The 20,989-nt window shown below is 40.8% G+C and carries 14 protein-coding genes; 10 read left to right on the forward strand and 4 right to left on the reverse strand.

The genetic code is table 11. The features are described from left to right. The first annotated feature begins 203 nt into the window (after positions 1-203). The 8 genes from PSH48_RS11175 (at position 204) to PSH48_RS11210 (ending at position 12,224) form a co-directional block, all read left to right on the forward strand. Positions 204-2,912, forward strand: coding sequence for an endo alpha-1,4 polygalactosaminidase (locus PSH48_RS11175; RefSeq protein ID WP_273611581.1), 2,709 nt, complete (start codon positions 204-206; stop codon positions 2,910-2,912). Further along, positions 2,912-6,199, forward strand: coding sequence for a tetratricopeptide repeat protein (locus PSH48_RS11180; RefSeq protein WP_273611582.1), 3,288 nt, complete (start codon positions 2,912-2,914; stop codon positions 6,197-6,199). Before PSH48_RS11175 ends, PSH48_RS11180 begins: the two co-directional genes overlap by 1 nt. Positions 6,200-6,213: 14 nt before the next feature. Further along, the gene (locus PSH48_RS11185) at positions 6,214-6,729 is read left to right on the forward strand and encodes a hypothetical protein (RefSeq protein WP_055252862.1); all 516 of its coding nucleotides are present in this window, start codon (positions 6,214-6,216) and stop codon (positions 6,727-6,729) included. Continuing rightward, positions 6,726-8,021 carry a PelD GGDEF domain-containing protein gene (locus tag PSH48_RS11190; RefSeq protein ID WP_273611583.1) on the forward strand — a complete coding sequence of 432 codons (1,296 nt, stop codon included), beginning with the start codon at positions 6,726-6,728 and terminating at the stop codon, positions 8,019-8,021. The genes PSH48_RS11185 and PSH48_RS11190 overlap by 4 nt, the downstream gene beginning before the upstream one ends. Continuing rightward, on the forward strand, positions 8,014-8,997 hold the full coding sequence (locus tag PSH48_RS11195) for a tetratricopeptide repeat protein (RefSeq protein ID WP_054982710.1): 984 nt from the start codon (positions 8,014-8,016) through the stop codon (positions 8,995-8,997). Before PSH48_RS11190 ends, PSH48_RS11195 begins: the two co-directional genes overlap by 8 nt. Beyond that, positions 8,990-10,507: a GT4 family glycosyltransferase PelF gene (gene pelF, locus PSH48_RS11200; RefSeq protein WP_273611584.1), complete on the forward strand. Its 1,518-nt coding sequence runs from the start codon at positions 8,990-8,992 to the stop codon at positions 10,505-10,507. Before PSH48_RS11195 ends, pelF begins: the two co-directional genes overlap by 8 nt. Further along, positions 10,495-11,859, forward strand: coding sequence for an exopolysaccharide Pel transporter PelG (gene pelG / locus PSH48_RS11205; protein ID WP_024033100.1), 1,365 nt, complete (start codon positions 10,495-10,497; stop codon positions 11,857-11,859). Before pelF ends, pelG begins: the two co-directional genes overlap by 13 nt. Positions 11,860-11,921: 62 nt before the next feature. Then, positions 11,922-12,224 (forward strand): hypothetical protein, encoded by a 303-nt coding sequence (locus PSH48_RS11210; RefSeq protein ID WP_004586204.1) that lies wholly within the window; start codon positions 11,922-11,924, stop codon positions 12,222-12,224. Positions 12,225-12,353: 129 nt separating this feature from the next. On the opposite strand, the gene PSH48_RS11215 is transcribed toward PSH48_RS11210, so the two are convergent. From PSH48_RS11215 to PSH48_RS11225, 3 genes are all read right to left on the reverse strand, one after another. Next, entirely contained in the window at positions 12,354-13,355 is a 1,002-nt protein-coding gene (locus PSH48_RS11215; RefSeq protein ID WP_273611585.1) for a D-Ala-D-Ala carboxypeptidase family metallohydrolase, read from the reverse strand. Positions 13,356-13,370: 15 nt separating this feature from the next. After that, complete coding sequence (locus PSH48_RS11220) at positions 13,371-14,687, reverse strand: L,D-transpeptidase family protein (RefSeq protein ID WP_273611586.1); 1,317 nt, start codon at positions 14,685-14,687, stop codon at positions 13,371-13,373. Between the two features lie 211 nt (positions 14,688-14,898). Beyond that, complete coding sequence (locus tag PSH48_RS11225) at positions 14,899-15,876, reverse strand: DNA topoisomerase IB (protein WP_004586201.1); 978 nt, start codon at positions 15,874-15,876, stop codon at positions 14,899-14,901. 343 nt (positions 15,877-16,219) lie between these two features. Between PSH48_RS11225 and PSH48_RS11230 the strand changes: the two genes are divergently transcribed. Next, entirely contained in the window at positions 16,220-18,106 is a 1,887-nt protein-coding gene (locus tag PSH48_RS11230) for a hypothetical protein (protein ID WP_273611587.1), read from the forward strand. A gap of 297 nt (positions 18,107-18,403) precedes the next feature. Continuing rightward, entirely contained in the window at positions 18,404-19,234 is an 831-nt protein-coding gene (gene purU, locus PSH48_RS11235; RefSeq protein WP_024033106.1) for a formyltetrahydrofolate deformylase, read from the forward strand. 146 nt (positions 19,235-19,380) lie between these two features. Here the strand turns inward: purU and PSH48_RS11240 are convergent, their stop codons facing one another. Next, complete coding sequence (locus PSH48_RS11240) at positions 19,381-20,976, reverse strand: AbgT family transporter (RefSeq protein ID WP_054982716.1); 1,596 nt, start codon at positions 20,974-20,976, stop codon at positions 19,381-19,383. Positions 20,977-20,989: the final 13 nt, after the last annotated feature.

Consider the following 20,989-nt stretch of genomic DNA (forward strand, 5'->3'; position numbering starts at 1 on the left):
TATCGAAAACACTGTGCAGTAAGGCGTTTTCATTACCTTTTACTTAGTTGTCACTCAAGCAATTCCACCGCTATTCATCTCACATTAAGGTAGCCAGGCATTTTTATTTAACATATAATCATCACAATTCTAATAATAAATACTTATACAAAAAGCGGGACAATGTTCAACGTTAACTTAGGCTGTGGTTTTTAAAAATAATAATGAAGTACTTCTTATATCTAACGTTGTTGATTTGTTTAAACGTGTGCGCTCAACCTGCTAACAAGAGCATTGCCTTTTATTACTCATCCCCCATGCCGCTGGCTGAAATGACCTTTTACTCACGGGTTGTTGTGCAGCCGCAAAGCATCACTCAACACGAACTTAATTGGCTTAAAGAGCGCAACATTAGCGTATACGCTTATTTAAGTGTGGGAGAATCGTTTACTGAAAATGAATCCTCAGTAGCAAAAAATCCACACTGGAATAGCCATATTGCTGATTTAACCGCTGAGCATTGGCAACAACACCTGCAAAAACAAGCACGTGAATTACAACAACGAGGCTTTAACGGTTTATTTTTAGATACGCTCGACAGCTACCAATTATTAAAACCCGATTACGATAAAGCGGCTCAACAAGTGGGGCTTGTGAATATAATTAAAGGTTTGTCGAGTACATTTAATAAACATTTAATTTTAAACAGAGGGTTTGAGCTACTGCCACAGCTTAACGATTACGCCTCTGATTTAGTTGCCGAGGGGCTATTTAGCCACTTTAATCCAGTAGATAACAGCTACAAACTTACCACTGAGAACGATCAAGCTTGGTTAAATGAAAAGCTTCATAAAGCACAATCACTGGGCTTTAACGTACAGGTAATTGATTACGCTAAACCACAGCAGCGCCTTGCGATGGCTAAGCAGATTATTGCCCAAGGTTATGCTCCTTGGGTTACTGATGGGCACCTTCAAACTTGGGGGACATCAAATATACAGCCAGTGCCTAGGCGCATACTTATTCCATACAACAGTAATGTAAAGCCACTTATATACACTACGGTTCACTTAAAGCTTGCCACAATGATTGAGTATTTAGGCTACATACCTGATTACATAGACATGGCTAACACGCCCTTACCTAAAGTAGATACCAGCCTCCATGCTGGCATTATCTCTTGGACGACGAGCGATCAATTTTATAATGCACAGGTTATTGAGTGGCTCGAAAGTAACTTAGGCGTGGTACCGCAACTGGTACTTGGCGAGCTCCCTCCTTCTAATAAGTTACTTGAAAGCTTAGGAGTCGAGCCTTTTAATTTGCCTTCAAATGGGCCTTATAAACTCGCGGCTATGGCATCTTGGCTCAAAGGTGAGTCAACCACTGCGCCCGCTATTGTAAAGCCCTATTTATTAACACTTGCAGAGAATGCGCAATCATTAATATCAATACACGCTGAAGATGGCACTACCCTAACCCAAGGAAGTAAAACTAAGTACGGCGCACTTATCGCGGCACCTTGGCTTATAGATACACTGCCTATGGAGGGCAGTAACTGGGTTGTAGACCCCAAAGCCGTGTTAACTAAGGCAATGGGGCTTGCGCCTATACTAGCCCCAGATACAACTACATTAAGCGGCCGGCGTATGCTAACCCTTCATATTGATGGCGACGGCTTTACAAGCATTGCGCACTTTGCAGGTAAACCTTACGCAGCAGAAGTTGTGCGCGATGAAGTTATAAAAAAATACAAGCTACCACTGACCTCCTCAATTATCCAAGCCGATATTGAGCCTAACGGATTGCATGGCGCTGACAGCCCAAAGCTTGAAAAAATAGCCAAAGAAATTTTTGCGCTTCCTTATGTCGAAGTGGCATCACACACTTACAGCCATCCCTATTTTTGGACAGCCTTATCAGGTAGAAAAGAAATAAATAAAGACGACACCGACTACGGGTTTCATTTAGATGTACCCGGATATGACGCCATCGATTTAAATAAAGAAATAACCGGCTCAATAAATTACATTAATGAGCGACTCGCACCAAAAAATAAAAAAACAGTGATGATGCTATGGTCGGGTGATGCAACCCCAGGTCCAAAAGCCCTCGAACTTGCGCGCGATGCCGGTGTAATTAACGTTAATGGAGGAAATACCGACGTAAATGCCGACAATCCAAGCTTGTCGCATATATCACCTATTGGCCGTCCTGAGCGAGATTTGCTGTATCAAATATACGCCCCCATTTTAAACGAAAATGTTTACACCAATTTATGGCACGGCCCTTACTATGGTTTTAAACGCTTAGTAGAAACATTTGAAATAACCGAAAAACCATACAGGTTAAAGCCTTACACAATTTACTTTCATTTTTACTCTGGCGAAGTGCCGGCAGGGCTTGATGCGCTGCATTACAATATTGATTACGTATTAGCCAAAGAAAATACCCCGGTGCATTTAAGTCAATATGCACGCATTGCCAAAGATTTTTATTTTTCTGCGCTTGCTAAAAATACGCGCGGCGAATGGCTATTTAGTTCTAAATATATAAAAACGCTGCGCTTGCCTACTATTTTTGATGTGCCCAATATGACTAACAGCCAGGGTATTTTAGGGGTAACCGCGCAAGGAAACTATATTCACGTGGGCGATGAAATAGCCACAATTAACTTTGATCATACAACGCCAGATAACCAACCTTATTTGCTCTCTGCTAATGTCGCGTTTAGTAATTGGCAGGTAAACGGCCCTGTCAGCTTTAAAGCGTGGATTGAGGCTAAAATTGAGCTTAAAAATGCTCGCAATTGTCAATTCATTTCGCATATGGGAAAGCGCTTTAGCGGAAAAACCTTTGCCAATACAACGCAGTTTACATTACCTGCTGGCGAATTTTATGGCTATTTAAACTGCGCAAAAAGGGCTCAATAATGAATAACAAAAAGCGCCCTCACTTAGTATCAGTTAAAACCATTTTAATTATATTAGCGGTTAGTTGCTTTTCACTTTACGCGCTGTTTCCGCACACCTTATTTTTTGAAGATGACTCGCTATCGCAAGATTATACCTTTGAAAAAACCTACTTAAATGCCGCATTAAGTAGCGACCCTAATAATGAAAAACTACGCGCCAAAAAAATAGCCATTCACCTGGGCTTAAATGAGTATTCGCAAGCGACTAACGAGCTTGAAAAACTCTCTAAAAGCGATACAAAAACTGAATTAGAAATAAAACTTTTATACGCATTGTGGGTTGATAGCGGCGCAAATAAAGATGACCGTTTTGAAGAACTAACACTTAAACTTGCGGCATTTAAACACTGGGATAACCAGTTATTAAATATAGCTAAAGCCACGGGGCTCAATGCAAACGTAGCGCAATATTATGAGCAACACGCACAGCCATTATTAGCCGCTGATTTTTGGTTAGGCGCAGGTGAGCCTGGCAAAGCGCTCGCTATTTATAAAACCCACATTAATGCCGATGTAGCCCAAAAAGCCATTGAAACCGCACTAGGTGCTAACAATCCAAAACAAGCTTACACATGGTGGAAAAAATACGGTGATACCGCTAATACCGAGCGTTCATTATATTTTGCAAGCTTAGCGGGTGATAATAAAGAAGCCTTAAAAGCAGTAGAAAAATTATTAAAAACTCAGCCTAATAACAGCGAATATTTAACCAAAACCATGCATTTAAACTTAGCCAATGGCAATGCAAACACAGCTGAACAATTAATCGCAAAGTTATTACTTAAAACACCCAATGATAAAGCGCTGAGGCTTTTAAATTGGAAAATTATGCGCTGGCAAAATAAGCCTAAACAGGCGCTTAAAGAATTTAAATGGTTAATGGCCCATAAAGCCGTTGATGTAGCTATGCTGACCGACAGCATTAATGATGCGAATGCCTTGTACTTATATCAAGATGCCAACGACATTTACGAATATAAAGCGCAAAACCGACAACTTAAAGGCAACGGATTTGCAAATTGGATGCAAACCAACGAATTTATTGGTAACGCAAAACAAGAGCTTAATCATATTGAGCGCTATGAGCAAATAAACGGAAAAACACCTCTTTCACAATATTGGAAAGCCAAGGTGTTACACGATACCGGTAATTTAGCTGGGCTGAGAGCCTTGTGGCCTCACTACGCAGGGCCAAAAAACGAAGAAGACTTACTCTGGCTTGCAAGAGCGCATTGGTTAAACGATGACTTTACAACCGCTTTGGCCATTTTAAAGCAAAAAGCACATAGTAACGATGATGAGTTTTGGGGTGCCCGCGTTGATATGGCTTTGCGTGTAAATGATAAAAAAGAAGAGCTGTACGCTTTAGAGCAATTAAAAAACATTAGCCCACTGAGTGTAGGTGATATGCTGCATTATCAGCAGCTAAAATTTGCCGACAACCCACAAGGGTTATTAAATTACCTATGGCAACAAACCGCACTCACTGATAGACAGTTAATCCAAATCACCTTATTAAGCACGCAAATTGGCGATGAAGAACACGTTACTCGTGCTCATCAGGCTCTTGAAAAACAACGTTATAATAAAGCGCTTTACCCTGCATGGTTAATATTATCAAACTGGTACCAAAATCAAAGTGACTTAAATTACGCATACACAACACTTAACCGCGCAGCAAAACTAAGTGAATACAATCCCGATGTGGTACTAGCGCAAGGCTGGCTTGCATTGCAAATGCACGACACCATTATGATTAAGCGTATTTTAGCTAACTACTCAAGCAATGAACCCAGCCGAGAGTGGGCACAATTACTGGCGAGTTTATCTATTCATCAAAAAGCCTTTAATAGTGCTTATTTTTATCTGCGCCAATTAGCCATTAGTAACCCTCGAGATTTAACCACTTTAGTAAATTTAGCCGATGTTATGAACCAGTTAGGCTACTACGCTAATGCCAGCGAACTGAAACATTACTTATTAAACCATTTACCAAAAGACAAATACGCATACCGAGGTTTAATGATCCAATGGGCCGGCGCAATGGCCGTGCCCCACTTACGCCAATTTAGCAGCTTAGATGACATAGCACCTGAGGCTATAAACAACGCAACCGCCAACTGGTGGTTAGCCAGACGCGCAGCACAAAAACTTGAGCCATGGCAAAAGCTACAATTGGCTATGAGCAACGGCGAGTTTAATAAAGTAAAAGCACTGGTAAATACGCAAACGTTAGGCAAAATAGATGAGCTAAGTGCTTTGCTCTATTTAAGGCAGCCTTATGCAACTATGCAGCGTTGGTATGAGGAGTTAACACACGAGCCAACACAAGCCGAAACGTCTTTATTACGTAATGCCCGCACCAGCTACTTTAGAGCATTAGAGATTAACCTATCCCCCGAGGCCGGTTTAAACACTAGCCAATACGATGTAAATGTTTATTTTCCGTATGCTAAAGGGCAATGGAAACTTAGCATTAGCAATCAACAAAACCTAAATAACAACGGGTTACTGTTTGCCATAGAAGATAAAATGACATGGGGTCGTTGGTACTTTAATGCAAAAGTAGACTCTCATCAGGGCAATTTAATGAGCCGCCAAGGCTTGAGCCTAGATGCGCGTTACCAGTGGGACTCGCGCACGCAGGTAGGCGTAAAACTTGAGCACAACGTTGAAAACCGCCAATCAGAAACCTTACTTAGCTTTGCCAAATTAAATAAAACCACGGCTTATATAAATTACGCTATTGATGGGCGTCAAAACATGCAGTTCTCGGCAGCCGCCATGGCATTTAAGCGCCGCAGTGATAGCTCAACGCTTGTCAGCGGTCAAGAATATAACGCCCGCTATCAATACACTATTTTAAAAGACCGCCCTATTTGGAGTACTTATTTTAGTGCTCAATGGCAAGACTTTGAACGCACATTAGCCCCTTTAGGCATAGATCAAAGAGCGCGACCGCTGCTTATTGATATACAACCTTTTAGGCGCTTTGCTATGGGCACTTCGCTTTCGTCAAACTCAAACTTAGCTCCCCCTTATTTAGGCGAAAGCCCCTCGTGGTTATTCGACATCAGTACGGGTTATCAAACGTTAAACGACACCCTCGACATTTCAGTATCAAGTGGTGCGGGCTGGTCAGTGCTAGGGGATGATTTATTTAAATTACAGCTGGGTTATCAAAGTAGTAATAAAGTGGGTAACTCAGATACACAATTACAATTAGGCTATTACGTACATTTTTAATGTTAGGAGAGAATATGTTTCGTTTAATCATACCGTGTTTGGTATTAGTGCTCAGTGCATGTACCACCAGCCGTGTGGCTGATGATGTAGAGCTAGGTCCATCAACTACCGTGGCTTTAATGCCTTTGGTAAATCATGCGCAAACCCCCTTAGCCGGTGAACGTGCAGAAGATATACTTGCAAGTATTTGGCAGCAAAATAAGCTTCCTACGTTATTACGTGCACCACGCAGTAACACTAAAGACCTTCCGCCACTTGACGATCAATACCGTCTTGATAACGCCATGCAGTGGTTAAGCACACAGCAAACAGACTATGTGTTATCAGGTAGCATAGAAGAATGGCGTTATAAAGCGGGCCTAGATGGCGAGCCGGTAGTCGCACTTACACTTAGCTTAACGGCTAAAGGTCAAACAACCCCACTTTGGACGGGCACTATCGCAAAAAGTGGCTGGGGGCGCGACAGTATTGCCGCGACTGCACAAGATGTCATCGCCGATTTAATTTCGTACATTGAGGTTAGTGAGTGAAAACACATTTTTTTCGACCAAGAGAGGTCCCTGAGCTACAAATTTGGGCTGAGGTAATTGTATTTACCGCGCTTGCAATTGTGCTGCCGGTTATATTTAACGCCGAAGACCCCTTTTGGACGGAAAATGGGTTTTCGTGGCCGGTACTTGGGCCGCTGTTAGTGGCTTTGCGCTATGGTTTTTCAAAAGGCTTTATAAGCATATTATGTTTATTAGCCGGGCAATTGCTGTTAAGCAAAAGCGAAGTATTAGCGCAACCTAACGAATTTAATATTAACGCCATGATTGGTTATTTAATTGTAATTATGATTGCTGGCGAATTCAGAGATGTATGGGAGCGCACTAATCAACAGCAAAGTATTGAGCTTGAATATGTAACTAACCGATTAGAAACCTTTACCCGCCAATACCATTTAATAAACTCATCCCACGACCGGATTGAGCAAATGTTAGCAGGTCATACTCTTAGCCTGCGCGAATCGCTCCAAGCGGTGCGGGCCGTTATAGGGCAACTAACACAAAGACGCTTAGACAGTGCGGCAAATAGCATTTTAAACTTATTTGTTGAATATGGCTCACTTGAAAAAGCAGCGCTTTATAAAGTAGAAAACAACACCATAATAGAGCAACCATTAGCAAGCATAGGTGCTATGGGCGAGCTAAATAGGGAAGACCCCCTTATTAAAGCCATGTTTGAAGAGCGCGAGCTGGTTTCTGTTAAAGAGGTTAAAAATAAATTTAGCCAATACCATATTGCTATCCCACTGGTTGATATTAATAACACTATTTACGGGGTAATTTTAGTACAAAGCATTCAATTTTTTGCCCTTAAAAATACCACACTTACTTTGCTAGCCGTTATGGCCGGTAACATTGGCGATTTGCTGCGTCATGAAATTACCAACCCGGTAATGACCCCACAAGAAACCCCTTATTTTGTAAGGCAACTACGCAGGGCGAACAAAGAAGCTAAACGCTATAATATTCCCTCGCAGCTGCTTAAACTTAAAGCAATGCAAACAAGTGAAGAGTCGCGCCAATTATTAGAGTATTTAAGTGAAGCTCGCAGAGGTCTAGATATTTATCTTTACGATAGTGAAAACCACACACTATTACTGCTTATGCCAATGGCAAGTGAACTGGACAAAAGTGGCTTTATATCGCGTATTAATACTTGGTGTATCGAGCACTTTGGTAAAACCGTTGAGCAACTGCAAATTAAAATAGAAGAACAAATGGCATTGCCTATAAGCAGCGAACACATCGCTAAGTTAGTTGCATCCCATGATTAAAATTATCGTTGCCGCTTTTATTGGCTGTTTATGTGAATACTTTGCTTTTGCGCATATTTTAGATGCGCCTAACTGGCTGTTGATTGTTTTATTACATGGCATTGCTAGCCTGTGCTTTACCTTTGTAAGCCATGCATTTATTCCTAACAAATACAAAACCACCTTAAAAAGTGGCTCAGCGCTGTTATTTTTGCTGCTATTTACCTTGCCTGTATTTGGTATTTTAGGGGTGGTATTTGCCATTACTTTTGCTCTTAGTAAACCGCTTAAAAACAACGATATTGATATTGTAGAGCACAAGGTTCCTGCCCTGCCCTTTGAAGCAAGAAGTGTCTCAGCAACGCCTATTTACTCAATGGGTGGACTAAAAGCTATTTTAAAACACGCCAGTGAGCCAAATAAACGCCTAAGTGCAGTAATGGCTGCACGGCACATGAGCGATGCCCAAGCTATTCCTATACTCAAACTGGCTTTAAAAGACTTAGAAGATGATATTCGTTTACTTGCCTATTCAACTCTTGATAGCAAAGAAACTAAACTGAACGAAAAAATAAGCCAATGCCAGCACGCTATAGCCAATACCACGCAACAACCTAAATTAAGCAATCTGCAACGCCAACAAGCCGAGCTTTATTGGGAGCTTAGTTACTTAGGCTTAGCACAAGGCGCACTAAAAAAGTACGTACTAGAAAAAGCAGAAGCACTAACCTTAACAAGTATAAAGTTTAACCCTCAGCCAGCAAGCTATGTGTTTTTAGGGCGAATTCAACTTGCGCTCGGTAAATTAAATGAGGCGCAGCAAAGCTTAAATTTAGCCACGCAATTAGGCATGGCTAGGCGCCACGTACTACCTTATAAAGCCGAAGTCGCCTTTGGATTACACAATTATACAGACTGTCAGCGCTATCTCGAAGAGCTAGCACTACAGCCTAAAGGCTCTGAGTTACGCCATTTACAGGAGTATTGGCATGAGTGAAAAAAAAGCGGACATTTTACTCTTACTTGAAGGCACTTACCCTTATGTACGGGGCGGCGTATCAAGCTGGGTACATCAAATTATAGAAGGCCTGCCTCACTATAACTTTGAATTAGTGTTTGTTGGTGGCGCACCCGAACACTACGGCGACATTCAGTACACGTTACCGAGTAATGTAACTAAGCTGCATGTGCATTATTTAGTTACGCAACACAGTACAAAAATAAAAGCGAAACATGGCGTTAAATATAAAAAAGAACTGTTTGATTTTTGGCAGCAATTGCAAGGGTATTTCCGTGACTGTAAAGACCCAATACCGACGGAGCTTTTAAAGTTTGCCTTTGAAAATCTAGCTAAAAAAGACGGCATCAACGAAGCCGATTTTTTATACAGCGAATCGTCGTGGCAGGTGCTGGCAAACTATTATTTAACCTATTGCGATGAATCGTCATTTATCGACTTTTTTTGGTCGTACAGAAATTTGTATAAACCACTGTTTAAAATAGCCGAAATAGCCCGTTCACTCCACGATGTTAAACTTATTCATTCTATTTCGACAGGCTATGCTGGCATATTGGGCGCAGGTGCAAGCGTTATACACAACACGCCATTTTTGCTTACCGAGCACGGTATTTATACTAAAGAGCGTAAAATAGATTTAATACAGGCCAGCTGGATAAAAGAGTCTGAACAAAGCCTAGGTAAAAACCTAAATACTGAAATGGGCTTTATTCGCCGAATGTGGATCAGCTTTTTTGAGCAAATTGGCCGCACTACTTATCATCAAGCCGACAAAATCATCTCGCTTTATGAAGGGAATAGACAAAGGCAAATTAAAGATGGTGCCAGCGAAAGTAAAGCCTCGGTAGTGCCTAATGGTATAAAAACAAAACGCTTTGTGGATGCGCTTAACGCAAGACCTAAATCGGTCCCTATGGTGGTTGGGTTAATTGGCCGTGTAGTGCCAATTAAAGATATTAAAACCTTTATTCGTGCCATTAAAGAGGTCCAAGCCGAACTGCCAGACATAGAAGGCTGGATCATAGGTCCTTTTGAGGAAGACCCACAGTATTATAAAGAGTGCCAGCTACTAGTAAGCAGCCTAGATTTAGACAAAAACATTACGTTTACCGGCATGAAAAACATCGTCGAAATACTCCCAAAGCTAGGCATTGTTGCGCTGACTTCAATTTCTGAAGCTCAACCATTAGTGCTGCTTGAAGCAATGGCTGCAGGCGTACCTGTACTTGCAAGTGACGTGGGCTCGTGCCGAGAAATAATAGAAGGGGCAAGCGAGGAAGATAGGGCCCTTGGTAAAGCTGGCGAAGTAGTTTCTATTGCCTCACCCAGCGAAACCGCACAGCAAATAATCACCCTATTGGAAAATGAGCAAACATGGTATCAGTACCAACAAAGCGGCCTCAATCGCGTTAAAACATACTACGACGAGAGCCATATGTTTGCCCGCTACGATAAACTTTACAAGGATACAATCGCATGGCCGGAATAGGTTTTGAGATACGTAAAATTCTCAAAAAAAACACCCTACTCTCTGTTTTTGAAGCATACGGTTATGCGGGATTAATAGGCTCAGGCCCTTGGCTGCTTTCTATCATTGCGCTCATGCTAATTGGTATTTTAAGCCTAGGTGTCGTGCTGCCAAAAGTATTAATTATTCAGTTTTTAACGCTTATTACGTATATGATGGCAGCGTCCCTTATATTAACCGGCGGTCTGCAGCTATTATTAACGCGTTTTGTTGCCGATCTGTTTTTTCAAAAAAAGGACGAGCAGGTACTGCCTAATTTACTTGGCGCGCAGCTTGTTACCACCCTTGCCGCATTACTGATCGGCTTAGCTGTATGGCCAATACTACCGCTACCTGTTGTGACTAAAATAATAATATTAGGGGCGTTTGTAAGCTTATGTAACCAATGGCTTGGCGCTATATTTTTGTCGGGAATGAAGGAGTACCGACTTATTTTAGTAACCATGTTAAGCGGTTACAGCTTTATGGTGTTACTAGCATTTTTACTGCGCGACTGGCAAATAGACGGGTTGTTTTTTGCTTTTTTTGCCGGTGAAGCGCTGCTCTTTTTTAGCTTTTTGTTTATGATTATTCGTCGCTACCCTGGCGGTAAACTCATTAGTTTTGATTTTTTAAACAACAAAAAAGTGTATTACAGCCTATTTTTTTGTGGGCTTTTTTACAACATAGGCGTGTGGGCCGATAAAATTATTTTTTGGTACTCCCCCGCTACCTCTATTCAAATTATAGGCACATTAAGAGCAAGCCCTATTTACGACTTGCCTATATTTTTAGCCTATTTAACCATTATTCCAGGGATGGCGGTATTTTTAGTCAGAATGGAAACCGACTTTGTAGAACAATACGACCGTTTTTATACCGCCATTAGAGGTGGCTCATCGCTTGAAGAAATTTTTTACCTAAAAGATAAAATGGTGCAAACAGCCCAAGGCGGCCTTTACGATATATTTAAAATCCAAGGTATAACCGTTGCGTGCTTATTACTGTGGGGCGAGCAAATACTGACCTTTATAGGCATAGACCCTAACTATAAAACACTGCTGTTTATTGATGTGGTGGGTGTAGGTGTACAGGTTATATTTTTGTCTATTTTAAATATTTTATTTTACTTAGATAAGCGTGCCACCGTATTATTTTTATCTGGGCTGTTTTTGTTTATCAATATCGTATTTACGATTGCCTCAATTGCATTAGGGCCACAGTTTTATGGTTACGGTTTTGCGCTCTCGACCATAATTACATCTGTAATTGGTCTGTATTGGCTATCAAAACAATTTGAAGAGCTTGAGTACGAAACTTTTATGCTGCAGTAGCATAACGGTTTTCGTATAAAATTAGCCAGGTTATTCCACGCTTTTTATAATAGGATCTCTGAATGAGAAAGTCGTTTGAATTCACGGTCAAATCAAACAAAATTAAAATAATTAATTATTGGTTTGGTGGCATTAAGTTATATGTAAATGGTGACTTGCGCGAGTGTAATAAAACGCTTTTTGCCTTTGGCAACAAAGCTTTGTTATCTGCAAACCTTGAGGATATTGGCACACTAGAAATAAAACCATTATCAGGACTGATTTCTGTAGAAATTGATGCATACCTTGTTAAAGCCGATGATATACATCATGTTTATAGCTCACATAAGCGCCTCAGCCTTAAACAAAAAAGGCTAGCGCAGTAAGTATATAAGATGCTGCTAAAACAAAGAGTATAAAAAGCCAAGAAAACTCCCCTTACTTGGCTTAGCTAATCTTTAGCATAGTTAGACATAACTAGTTTAGCTTTATACTAAATGATGATGCAGCTGCAATTACTTACTCACCCAGCGCGCTTTAAAACCACGCGTATCAACATGTATAAATGCACCGCGATGCGATTTTGGCCCGTAAACACCTAAACCGCCAAGTAAACCTTTAAATGATTCTCGCTTAGCGAGCGACTCCACTATACCAGCCATAGCTTGTGCATCGCCAATAGAGTGCTTGCCGTCGTTGTTTATATCATCCATACGGTAGTCGCCATCGTTATCTATAAATATATCGGCAGCATCGCCAAACACATGGCGGCTAAGCTTTACGTTACCAATGGCTTTGTTGTAATAAGGGGTGCGGTAACCGCTCATTACCACCATATTTTTAACCGGTATGTTTTCTAAAATCAGCTCTTTGCGTATTTTTTCAAGTTTAAGTAACAACTTGTTTTGTAAAAATAAGTATTTAGGGTGCTTACTTCGTTGCTTACTCACAAATTCTTTAAGAGAAAAATGCGGTGATATTTTTATATTTTCGTTCTCTGGGGTCACCTTTACAAAACCATCGGGCACTATGTAATGCTTACTATCTTTAATTTGTGAGGGCGTTGGGTAATGGCCAATGTGGTAATATTTAAGCTTTCCACCTTGTACTTCATCTGCAGGTACTTTAACAAACACATTAATTGTCATACGTTGCTTTTTGTCCGGGGATTCAATAATTACCCGTGTTAAGCCAGGCTTTTTAGGCGCCTGCCACTGCCAGCGGTTTGTATCCGTTAAGGTGGCGTTGCTATGGTTATTAATAAATGAATAGGATCGTTTTGATTGTGCGTAAAGCACTTCAAATTCAACTGCCTCATTAGGCATCACAAATACAGAAAACACCGAATACGGCATTACTATGTCGTTAATTTTTAGGCTAAACTCTGCATCTTCAAAATTTGCTTTATTTTGAATATCAACGCTTGGGTGTGCTTTTTTCACGGGCTCGGCGGCATAACTACCTACGCTTACGCAAAGCGCTAATATGCAGCCTAAAATACTCGGTATAAACGGCATAAATCCTCTCATAGTCTATTTAATCAATGCAGCAATGACTGACTGATCTTCGTTTTTAAGTAATGCTTTTGCGTCGTGTTGATAAATATCGTCTCTAAAATTAACGAGCATGTCTTCATCAACCCACGCCGTCCAATACACTAAATGAATAGGTAAGGGCTCATTTAAATAAAAAGTTTGAGTGGTATCGGTATCTCTGGCTTTATCCACTTGCTTAAGGGTTCGCTCTTCACCTTGGTGCTTAATTATTTCACGCGCCAATGAAAATGGCTCTTCAACCCTTATACAACCATGTGATAACGCACGCTGCGCTTGGTTAAAACGCTGCTTTGCTGGCGTATCGTGAACATAAATGGCTTCAGGATTTGGAAACAAATACTTTACTTCGCCAAGTGGGTTTTCATCCCCTGCACGCTTAACTAAAAAGTGATCAAACTGATAGGGCTTAATAGACTGCCAATCAATATTACTGGGATTAACTGTTTTAGAATCTAGGTAGCTGCTTTTTCTAACTTCGATATTATTTTTAGCAAGGTACTGAGGATCTTTTGCCACCTTTGGTGCTATTTCTTTGGTTGCAATAGAGGTTGGTATGCGCCACTCAGGGTTTACTACAAATTTTTCGATTTCGTCACTAAAGGCAGGTGTTTCCCAACTCGGCTTACCCACAATAACGTTATTTTGTAGTTTTACTTCGCCTGCTTTTACATAGCGCAAGGTGTACTCAGGTATGTTTACATACACATACTGCGAATCACTTGAGCCTGCGAAGTTAGTTATGCGGTAAAAGTTAAGCTTTAATTTAGCCAATTTTTTCTTAGCGGGTACATTAAGCTTAGCTAAGGTGTGCTTTCCTACTCGCCCATCAACCTTTAAACCGTGGCGACGCTGAAACTGTTGCACAGCCTGCTCTATGGTTTTATCAAATGTGCACATTGCGCTGTCACATACATTGCTGGTTAAGTCACGCTCTTGATACAAACGCAGTGCTAACTGACTCACCGCCTTGCTGGTGCTGCCAAGTTCAAGCAACTCATTGGTGTATAAAGGGGTAAACCCGCCACTGTTAACTATTTCTGTGTACCAGTTAATTGCTTTTTCGGTGCGCGCTATTAACTGTGATGCATTTTGATCAAAATAATAATCGCCATTTTGCAATTGTTGTTTCGAGTTGTAAGTGGTCAATGAAGAGTTGGCAAGTGCCACACTTTCAAGATCTGCACTGCCTAGCGCTTGCCCTGTTAGCAAGGTGCTAACGCAGCCTGCGAGCGTAGCGTGTAACGTAATGTGTTTTACCTTTGTAGACAATGCCTTTGAAAATAACCCCTTCACTTTGTACCTCCTCGCTAAATATCATTGATAAATGCTTTTGTACTTACTGCTTAACAGTAATTTGAAGGTGCAATGCAGGTGCCAAAATAAAATAAAAACACAACACACTGAAATTTAATAACTTTTTGAACTTTCACATGCTAGTTAAAAAACACTTCAACTACGCAATTATGTAATTTGGTTGCTGTAGTGTGTAAAGTTGCTATAGCAATTAGTCTTTTAAAAAGGCTAAAAAGCCACGCTCATAACGACTCAAGTATTTTGTTTTTCGCGGTAAAGAAAGCGACTCTCGCCACGCTGTTTGGGTTTGTTCATCCTCTTTACACAAGGCAATTAAATCCGGGTGAACATACGATTTACGGGCAATAGCGGGCGTGTTACCTAGCTGCTCAGACACACTCTCGAGCATACTCTTTAAACTAAGTGCGCCTTTTGCTTTTACAAGTTGCTTAAAGGCAATAACACTGGCTCGCCAGGTTCTAAAGTGCTTAGCGCTAAAGTCCTCACCCATAATTTGTTGAATATACTGGTTAATTTCACTAGAGGTTACGTTTGTGCGCTCTCCATCGCTTATATATTGAAACAAATGCTGACCGGGTAAATCTTGTAGGTCTTTAATTACATGGCTAAGCACTCTATCGGTTATGTTTACCTCGCGCTCTTTGCCCGATTTAGCCCGATACCGTAGCTGTATATTTTTACCCGTAAGCTTAGCATGGCGATTGCGCAGGGTTGTGGCGCCAAAACTTTTGTTTTGCTTTACATTTCGCTCGTTACCTACCCGCAATGCACCTAAGTCCATAAGCCTAACTACCGCAGCTAATGTGCGCTCTACGCTGAGCTCATCCCCTTGTAAATCGTTTTCTAAACGGGCACGCAGTAATGGCAGCTTATTGCCAAACACCCCACAGGCTTGGTATTTTTTCGCCTCTTGTTGAGCTCTAAAATCTTCATGGTAGCGGTATTGCTTACGACCTTTACTATCTACCCCGGTTGCTAAAATATGGCCATTTTCTTCAGGGCAAAACCAAGCATTTTTGTAGGCGGGCGGAAACGCTAGCGCATTTAAACGATCAATCACTTTTTGATCGGTGATTTGCTTTCCTATTGGGTCAAAGTACAGCCACGTTTTGTTTTTACGCTTACGGGTTATACCGGGTAAATTATCATCTACGTAGATTAGTTTCATTTATGCTCCTAGCAACTTAAACCACCATCAATAAATGTATCACTGTAAAATAACCTTAAACTGAACAACGTTATTGATATATAATAAAAAATTGAACAACAATATAAAAATCCGTTTAGTTTAATTACCTGCTTAAGTATATAAACTGCACCTTTTGGTACCGTTTAGCTATGCTCGTTTTGGCCAAAATATACACGGATAATAATACCAACTCGCTTAATTAATTAGTCTATTTGAGCCCGGAAAACATAGCTAACACTAGGTTTGGTCCCGCAAATGATTAAGTATTATTGCAAAACTGGTAACCCCCCTTAAATAATGTGCTGTTTACAAGGAGCATACAATGGCATTTGATTATGGTTCTATTGATCTTGGATTAAAAAACCCCTTTAAGTTGGAAGGTAAAGTAACGGCGCTAAGAGGTATTATTGAGTCGGTAGCAGGCGTAAGTTTACTTGTTATAGCTGCAAGCTCGGTGAAAGAAAGTACCACCGCAGGCTGGATTTTAATGCTATTTGGCATGTTTATTTTAGCGCTGGGTATTCGCTCTTTATCGTCAGGTATTTATGCCACCTTAAAATACTTTGTAGGTAGAAACCACCCCACGTCGCTTGCGTATAATTTTAGTAAGTCTGAGAGCTCTACCGCGCAAGAAGAAAAAAAAGAAGTAGCCTATAACGCCCAATCACTCGAAGAAATGCTGGTTGGTCGTAAAAACAGTACCTTTAAAGAGCCTAACGGATTTTTATCTCGTTTGTTACACAGCTTAATTCCCAAACTGTTATTTTTACCTTACCCAATTCGAAATGTAGCGCAGCGATTATTTGGCTCATGGGTGAGCACGCTTGTTGCCTTAATTGCTTATGGGCTTGTAGCGTTTGTTTCGCTGTCGGGCTTTACTGGGGAAGCTGGCGAATTAGCCTTTCCGGTTTACAGTGCTATTTTAATGTTTTATGTGCTTTTTTCTTGGCGCTCAAGTAGCAAACCTATCTCTCGCAATGCTGAAAGAAACATTGAAGCGCTGGGAGGCGGTACATTAGCTAAAATTATTTCGTTGTCATTTATTTTGCCTATTGTTATTGGCCTTTCTATGTCATGGCTAATGCAAGAGCAACATATCAGCAAACAAGAAATAGACGCGTGGCTGGCACAACTGCCAAACTTGCATGCTGGCATATACCTCATTGCCATTATTATATTAGCAACGTTAAGCTGCGCATTAGTATTTACAATGATCAAAGCACGCTTAAACGCAGTGACCCCTACCGCCGAAGTGTCAGAATTACGTGAAAACTGGCAAGAGTCTGTTCACCCTGATGAAGTATTTATAAACCTTGATAATCTTGTCATGGCAAATAGACGCTACAAAGAAGTGCCTAATAGAGTTTACCGCGAGCTAGACCCAAAACTACAAGAGCAAATAGAAGGTAAAGGCGGTTTTAAAGGCGAAATGATTCAAGAGGTTCAGCCTAAGCTACACGCTATGGAGCTAGGTAAAAACTTTACCCTAGCCAGATTAGTTGCGCTAATAAGTGCTAATTTACTTTATATTGTGGCATTAGTATTAACGGTGTTGTTAGCCTATTCATTAATAGATATTTATTACTACATAGATAGCGCTAATATTAATAATTTACAGCAAGCGTTTAATAATCAAAACGTTATACAGTTTAGTAGCTTACTAATGAGCAGTGTTCATATTTTAATAATAGCAGTGATTATTAAAGCCTTTGCTCGTTTATTGGCTAACTGTGCTCATTTATTTTTTGCCGAAATGCAGTTTGAATCATTACTTGTGTACTTTAAATGTGAAGGCACATTTACCGAATCTAAAATTTCAACGGGGACAGGTATTCATGACAGCACCCGCTCAGAAAACACCTTAGTGCGCAGCAGTATCACGCCATGGGTCATTGTCTCTCGTGTTATTACGAGCACGTTTGCTGCCACCGGTATGAAAAACCTTGAGCATCCTCGCCATATAATGGAAATGCACAAAGATGAAGGTCAATTACAAGCCATTAAAAATGATGTAATTGCCTTTCTAAAAGACCGCGAATCGATTGCCTCAATTACCAGTGAGCGCGATTTAGGCAATGCATCGCAAATACATCAATTAAACCAACAAACCCGTGCAATACCTACTCAGCAAGCAATAACAAAAGAAGATGAAGAGGCCGCTGGTTACCTAAGGCAAGAAGAGAACTTAACACCAGAGCCTAAAGCTTAATAATCGCTTTGCTATATTTGTAAAAGCTAAACTGCGCCACGGTTTGTAATCTAGGCAACTAGGTTACAAACCGTGCGCGCACTAATTACTTACCGCTAAACCTTTTTTAAATACCAGCTTGTTAAAATTTATGGTGTTTATCTGCCTTATTATTAACGTATTTTTAATTGTCCTTCACTTTATTGAATCATTTATACCTATTTGACCGATTAATTCTAAATTTACGCATAAACCCCTTGCTTTATGCGTTAAAAACCAAATAATGAAGCAATTATAAACTGGGTAAGAATGAGGAAAATGAGCTATATACTAACCACCCAATGTGCCGACGATGTAGGCCTAATCGCCAAAATTACAGGGCTTTGCCACGCGCACAATTTAAATATTACACGTAATAACGAATTTGTAGATAAAGACGCCAAGCGCTTTTTTATGCGCACTGAACTAACCGGCGAGCCACAAAGTGACTTTTTATCGCAATTACGCGCTTTATTACCTGAGGGTGCACAACTTGCTCTACATGATGATACAAAAACTAAAGTGGTACTGCTTGCAACAAAAGAAGCACATTGCTTAGGGTCTGTATTACTTAAACAGTTTGAGCAAGCGTTAAATATTGAAGTATTAGCTGTGATTGCCAACTACCCAGATTTAGAGCCATTAGCAAAAGGCTTTGATGTGCCTTTTCATGTTGTTTCGCACGTAGGCCTAAGTCGCGCCGAGCATGATGAAAAAGTAGGTGATTTAATTGCCTCTTATAACCCTGACATTATTGGCTTAGCAAAATACATGCGCATACTAAGCCCTGAATTTGTGGGTCGTTTTGAGAACAAAATTATTAATATTCACCACTCGTTTTTACCGGCCTTTATTGGCGCTAAACCGTATCATCAAGCATTTGAGCGCGGCGTAAAAATTATTGGTGCTACGGCTCACTTTGTAAATAATGAGCTAGATGAAGGCCCTATTATTTTACAAGACGTCACCAGCGTAACGCACGCTAATACCGCTGAAATGATGGCTAAAATGGGTAAAGACGTAGAAAAAACCGTGTTTAGTAAAGCCTTACAACTAGCTTCTGAACACAAACTATTTATTAACGGTAATAAAACGGTGGTATTTAGCTAAGACCCCTTTTTACATACTATAAAGCCAGCAATAGGGTTCACCCCTTTTGCTGGCTTTTTTATGCCTAACAGCTTAATTAGAGTCAGATATTAGCTATAGCTGTGTTTTATCCGACACCGTAATTAATTGTAAATTGGCATCCACCATTAAGGTGTGTAATAAATAGGTGACTCAGGCCCTACTGGCAAGCCTAAAGCAAACACCCATACGTAAAATAAAATGACCCAACCGATAAAAAACACAATACTGTATGGCAGCATAGTGGCCACTAACGTTCCTATACCCATGTCTTTTTTATATTTAACTGCCACCGCTAAAATTAAGCCAAAATAGCTCATCATTGGGGTGATTAAGTTAGTCACAGAGTCACCAATACGATACGCCGCTTGAATGGTTTCTGGCGCGTAACCAATTAGCATAAGCATAGGCACAAAAATAGGGGCCGTAATCGCCCACTGCGCCGATGACGAGCCTAAACTCAAGTTAACCATTGCACACATTAATATAAACAATACAAATACTTCTGGGCCAGTAAGGTTTAACGCTTGTAATAGTGCTGCACCATTAATTGCCAAAATAGTGCCTAAATTAGTCCATTTAAAAAAGGCCACAAACTGGGCTGCAAAAAATACTAATACTATATATAAACCCATTGAGCTCATGCTTTTGCTCATTGCGTTAATAATGTCTTTATCGTTTTTCATGCTGCCAACAACACGCCCGTAAACAAAGCCTGGCACACTAAAAGTTACAAATATAATTGCGACTATTCCTTTTAAAAAAGGCGAGCCTGCCACTTGGCCTGTTTCTGGGTGGCGTAAAATACCATCGGCAGGAATAATCGTCCAAGCAAATAACGACAGCACCACTAATAGAGCAACACCCGCCCATTTTAGACCGGTTTTTTCTAACGCGGTAAGTGTATCAATATTGTTTTGTGACAAGTCGATACTGGCTTCATCGGGGTTATATTTACCTAAACGCGGCTCTACTATTTTTTCGGTTACGAGTGTACCCAGTGCGGCAATAAGTAATACTGATATCATCATGAAATACCAGTTAGCCTCGGCGCCAACCTCGTACGTTGGGTCAATCATTTGTGCTGCAGGCGTAGTTATACCTGCTAATAATGGGTCTATTGTGCCAAGTAGTAAGTTAGCGCTATAGCCGCCAGAAACACCGGCAAAGGCAGCCGCTAAGCCAGCTAAAGGGTGGCGTCCCAAACTATGAAATATCATGGCTGCAAGCGGAATTAACACCACATAGCCAAGCTCAGAAGCTGTGTTAGACATTATGGCCGCAAACACCACCATAAAGGTAACTAAACGCTTTGACGCGCCCATAACCATGCCTCGCATAGCAGCAGAGAGTAGCCCTGAATGCTCTGCAACACTGACCCCAAGTAGTGCCACTAAAACAGTGCCTAAAGGCGCAAAACCGGTAAAGTTAGTAACCAGGCCAGCCATAATACGCTGTAGCCCCTCAGCACTGAGTAAACTAACAACTTCAATTACTCCATCAGGCGCACGCCCTGCTGCCCCAATCGGTCTTGGGTCAATTGCGCTTAGCCCAAACCAATCGGCAATACCACTTATTAGCACAATTGAAACCGCAAATATCGCAAATAAAGTAATGGGATGAGGAAGCATATTTCCTAAAAACTCAACGGTTGCTAAAAAGCGATTAAATAAACCGTTATTGTCTTTAGGTTGATTATTAGGTGAGTGTGTGGAGTCTGTCATACTTGGCTCTATA

Origin of the sequence: Pseudoalteromonas sp. Angola-4 (genome assembly GCF_028599265.1) — a bacterium.
Classification (GTDB): domain Bacteria; phylum Pseudomonadota; class Gammaproteobacteria; order Enterobacterales; family Alteromonadaceae; genus Pseudoalteromonas; species Pseudoalteromonas atlantica.

Excerpts from the sequence above, each read along its gene's own strand:
- PSH48_RS11225 (WP_004586201.1), bottom strand. The coding sequence starts at position 15,876 with ATGAAACTAATCTACGTAGATGATAATTTACCCGGTATAACCCGTAAG.
- purU (WP_024033106.1), top strand. The coding sequence starts at position 18,404 with ATGAGCTATATACTAACCACCCAATGTGCCGACGATGTAGGCCTAATC.
- pelF (WP_273611584.1), top strand. The coding sequence starts at position 8,990 with ATGAGTGAAAAAAAAGCGGACATTTTACTCTTACTTGAAGGCACTTAC.
- PSH48_RS11215 (WP_273611585.1), bottom strand. The coding sequence starts at position 13,355 with ATGCCGTTTATACCGAGTATTTTAGGCTGCATATTAGCGCTTTGCGTA.
- PSH48_RS11240 (WP_054982716.1), bottom strand. The coding sequence starts at position 20,976 with ATGACAGACTCCACACACTCACCTAATAATCAACCTAAAGACAATAAC.
- PSH48_RS11230 (WP_273611587.1), top strand. The coding sequence starts at position 16,220 with ATGGCATTTGATTATGGTTCTATTGATCTTGGATTAAAAAACCCCTTT.
- PSH48_RS11185 (WP_055252862.1), top strand. The coding sequence starts at position 6,214 with ATGTTTCGTTTAATCATACCGTGTTTGGTATTAGTGCTCAGTGCATGT.
- pelG (WP_024033100.1), top strand. The coding sequence starts at position 10,495 with ATGGCCGGAATAGGTTTTGAGATACGTAAAATTCTCAAAAAAAACACC.
- PSH48_RS11210 (WP_004586204.1), top strand. The coding sequence starts at position 11,922 with ATGAGAAAGTCGTTTGAATTCACGGTCAAATCAAACAAAATTAAAATA.
- PSH48_RS11175 (WP_273611581.1), top strand. The coding sequence starts at position 204 with ATGAAGTACTTCTTATATCTAACGTTGTTGATTTGTTTAAACGTGTGC.
- PSH48_RS11195 (WP_054982710.1), top strand. The coding sequence starts at position 8,014 with ATGATTAAAATTATCGTTGCCGCTTTTATTGGCTGTTTATGTGAATAC.
- PSH48_RS11180 (WP_273611582.1), top strand. The coding sequence starts at position 2,912 with ATGAATAACAAAAAGCGCCCTCACTTAGTATCAGTTAAAACCATTTTA.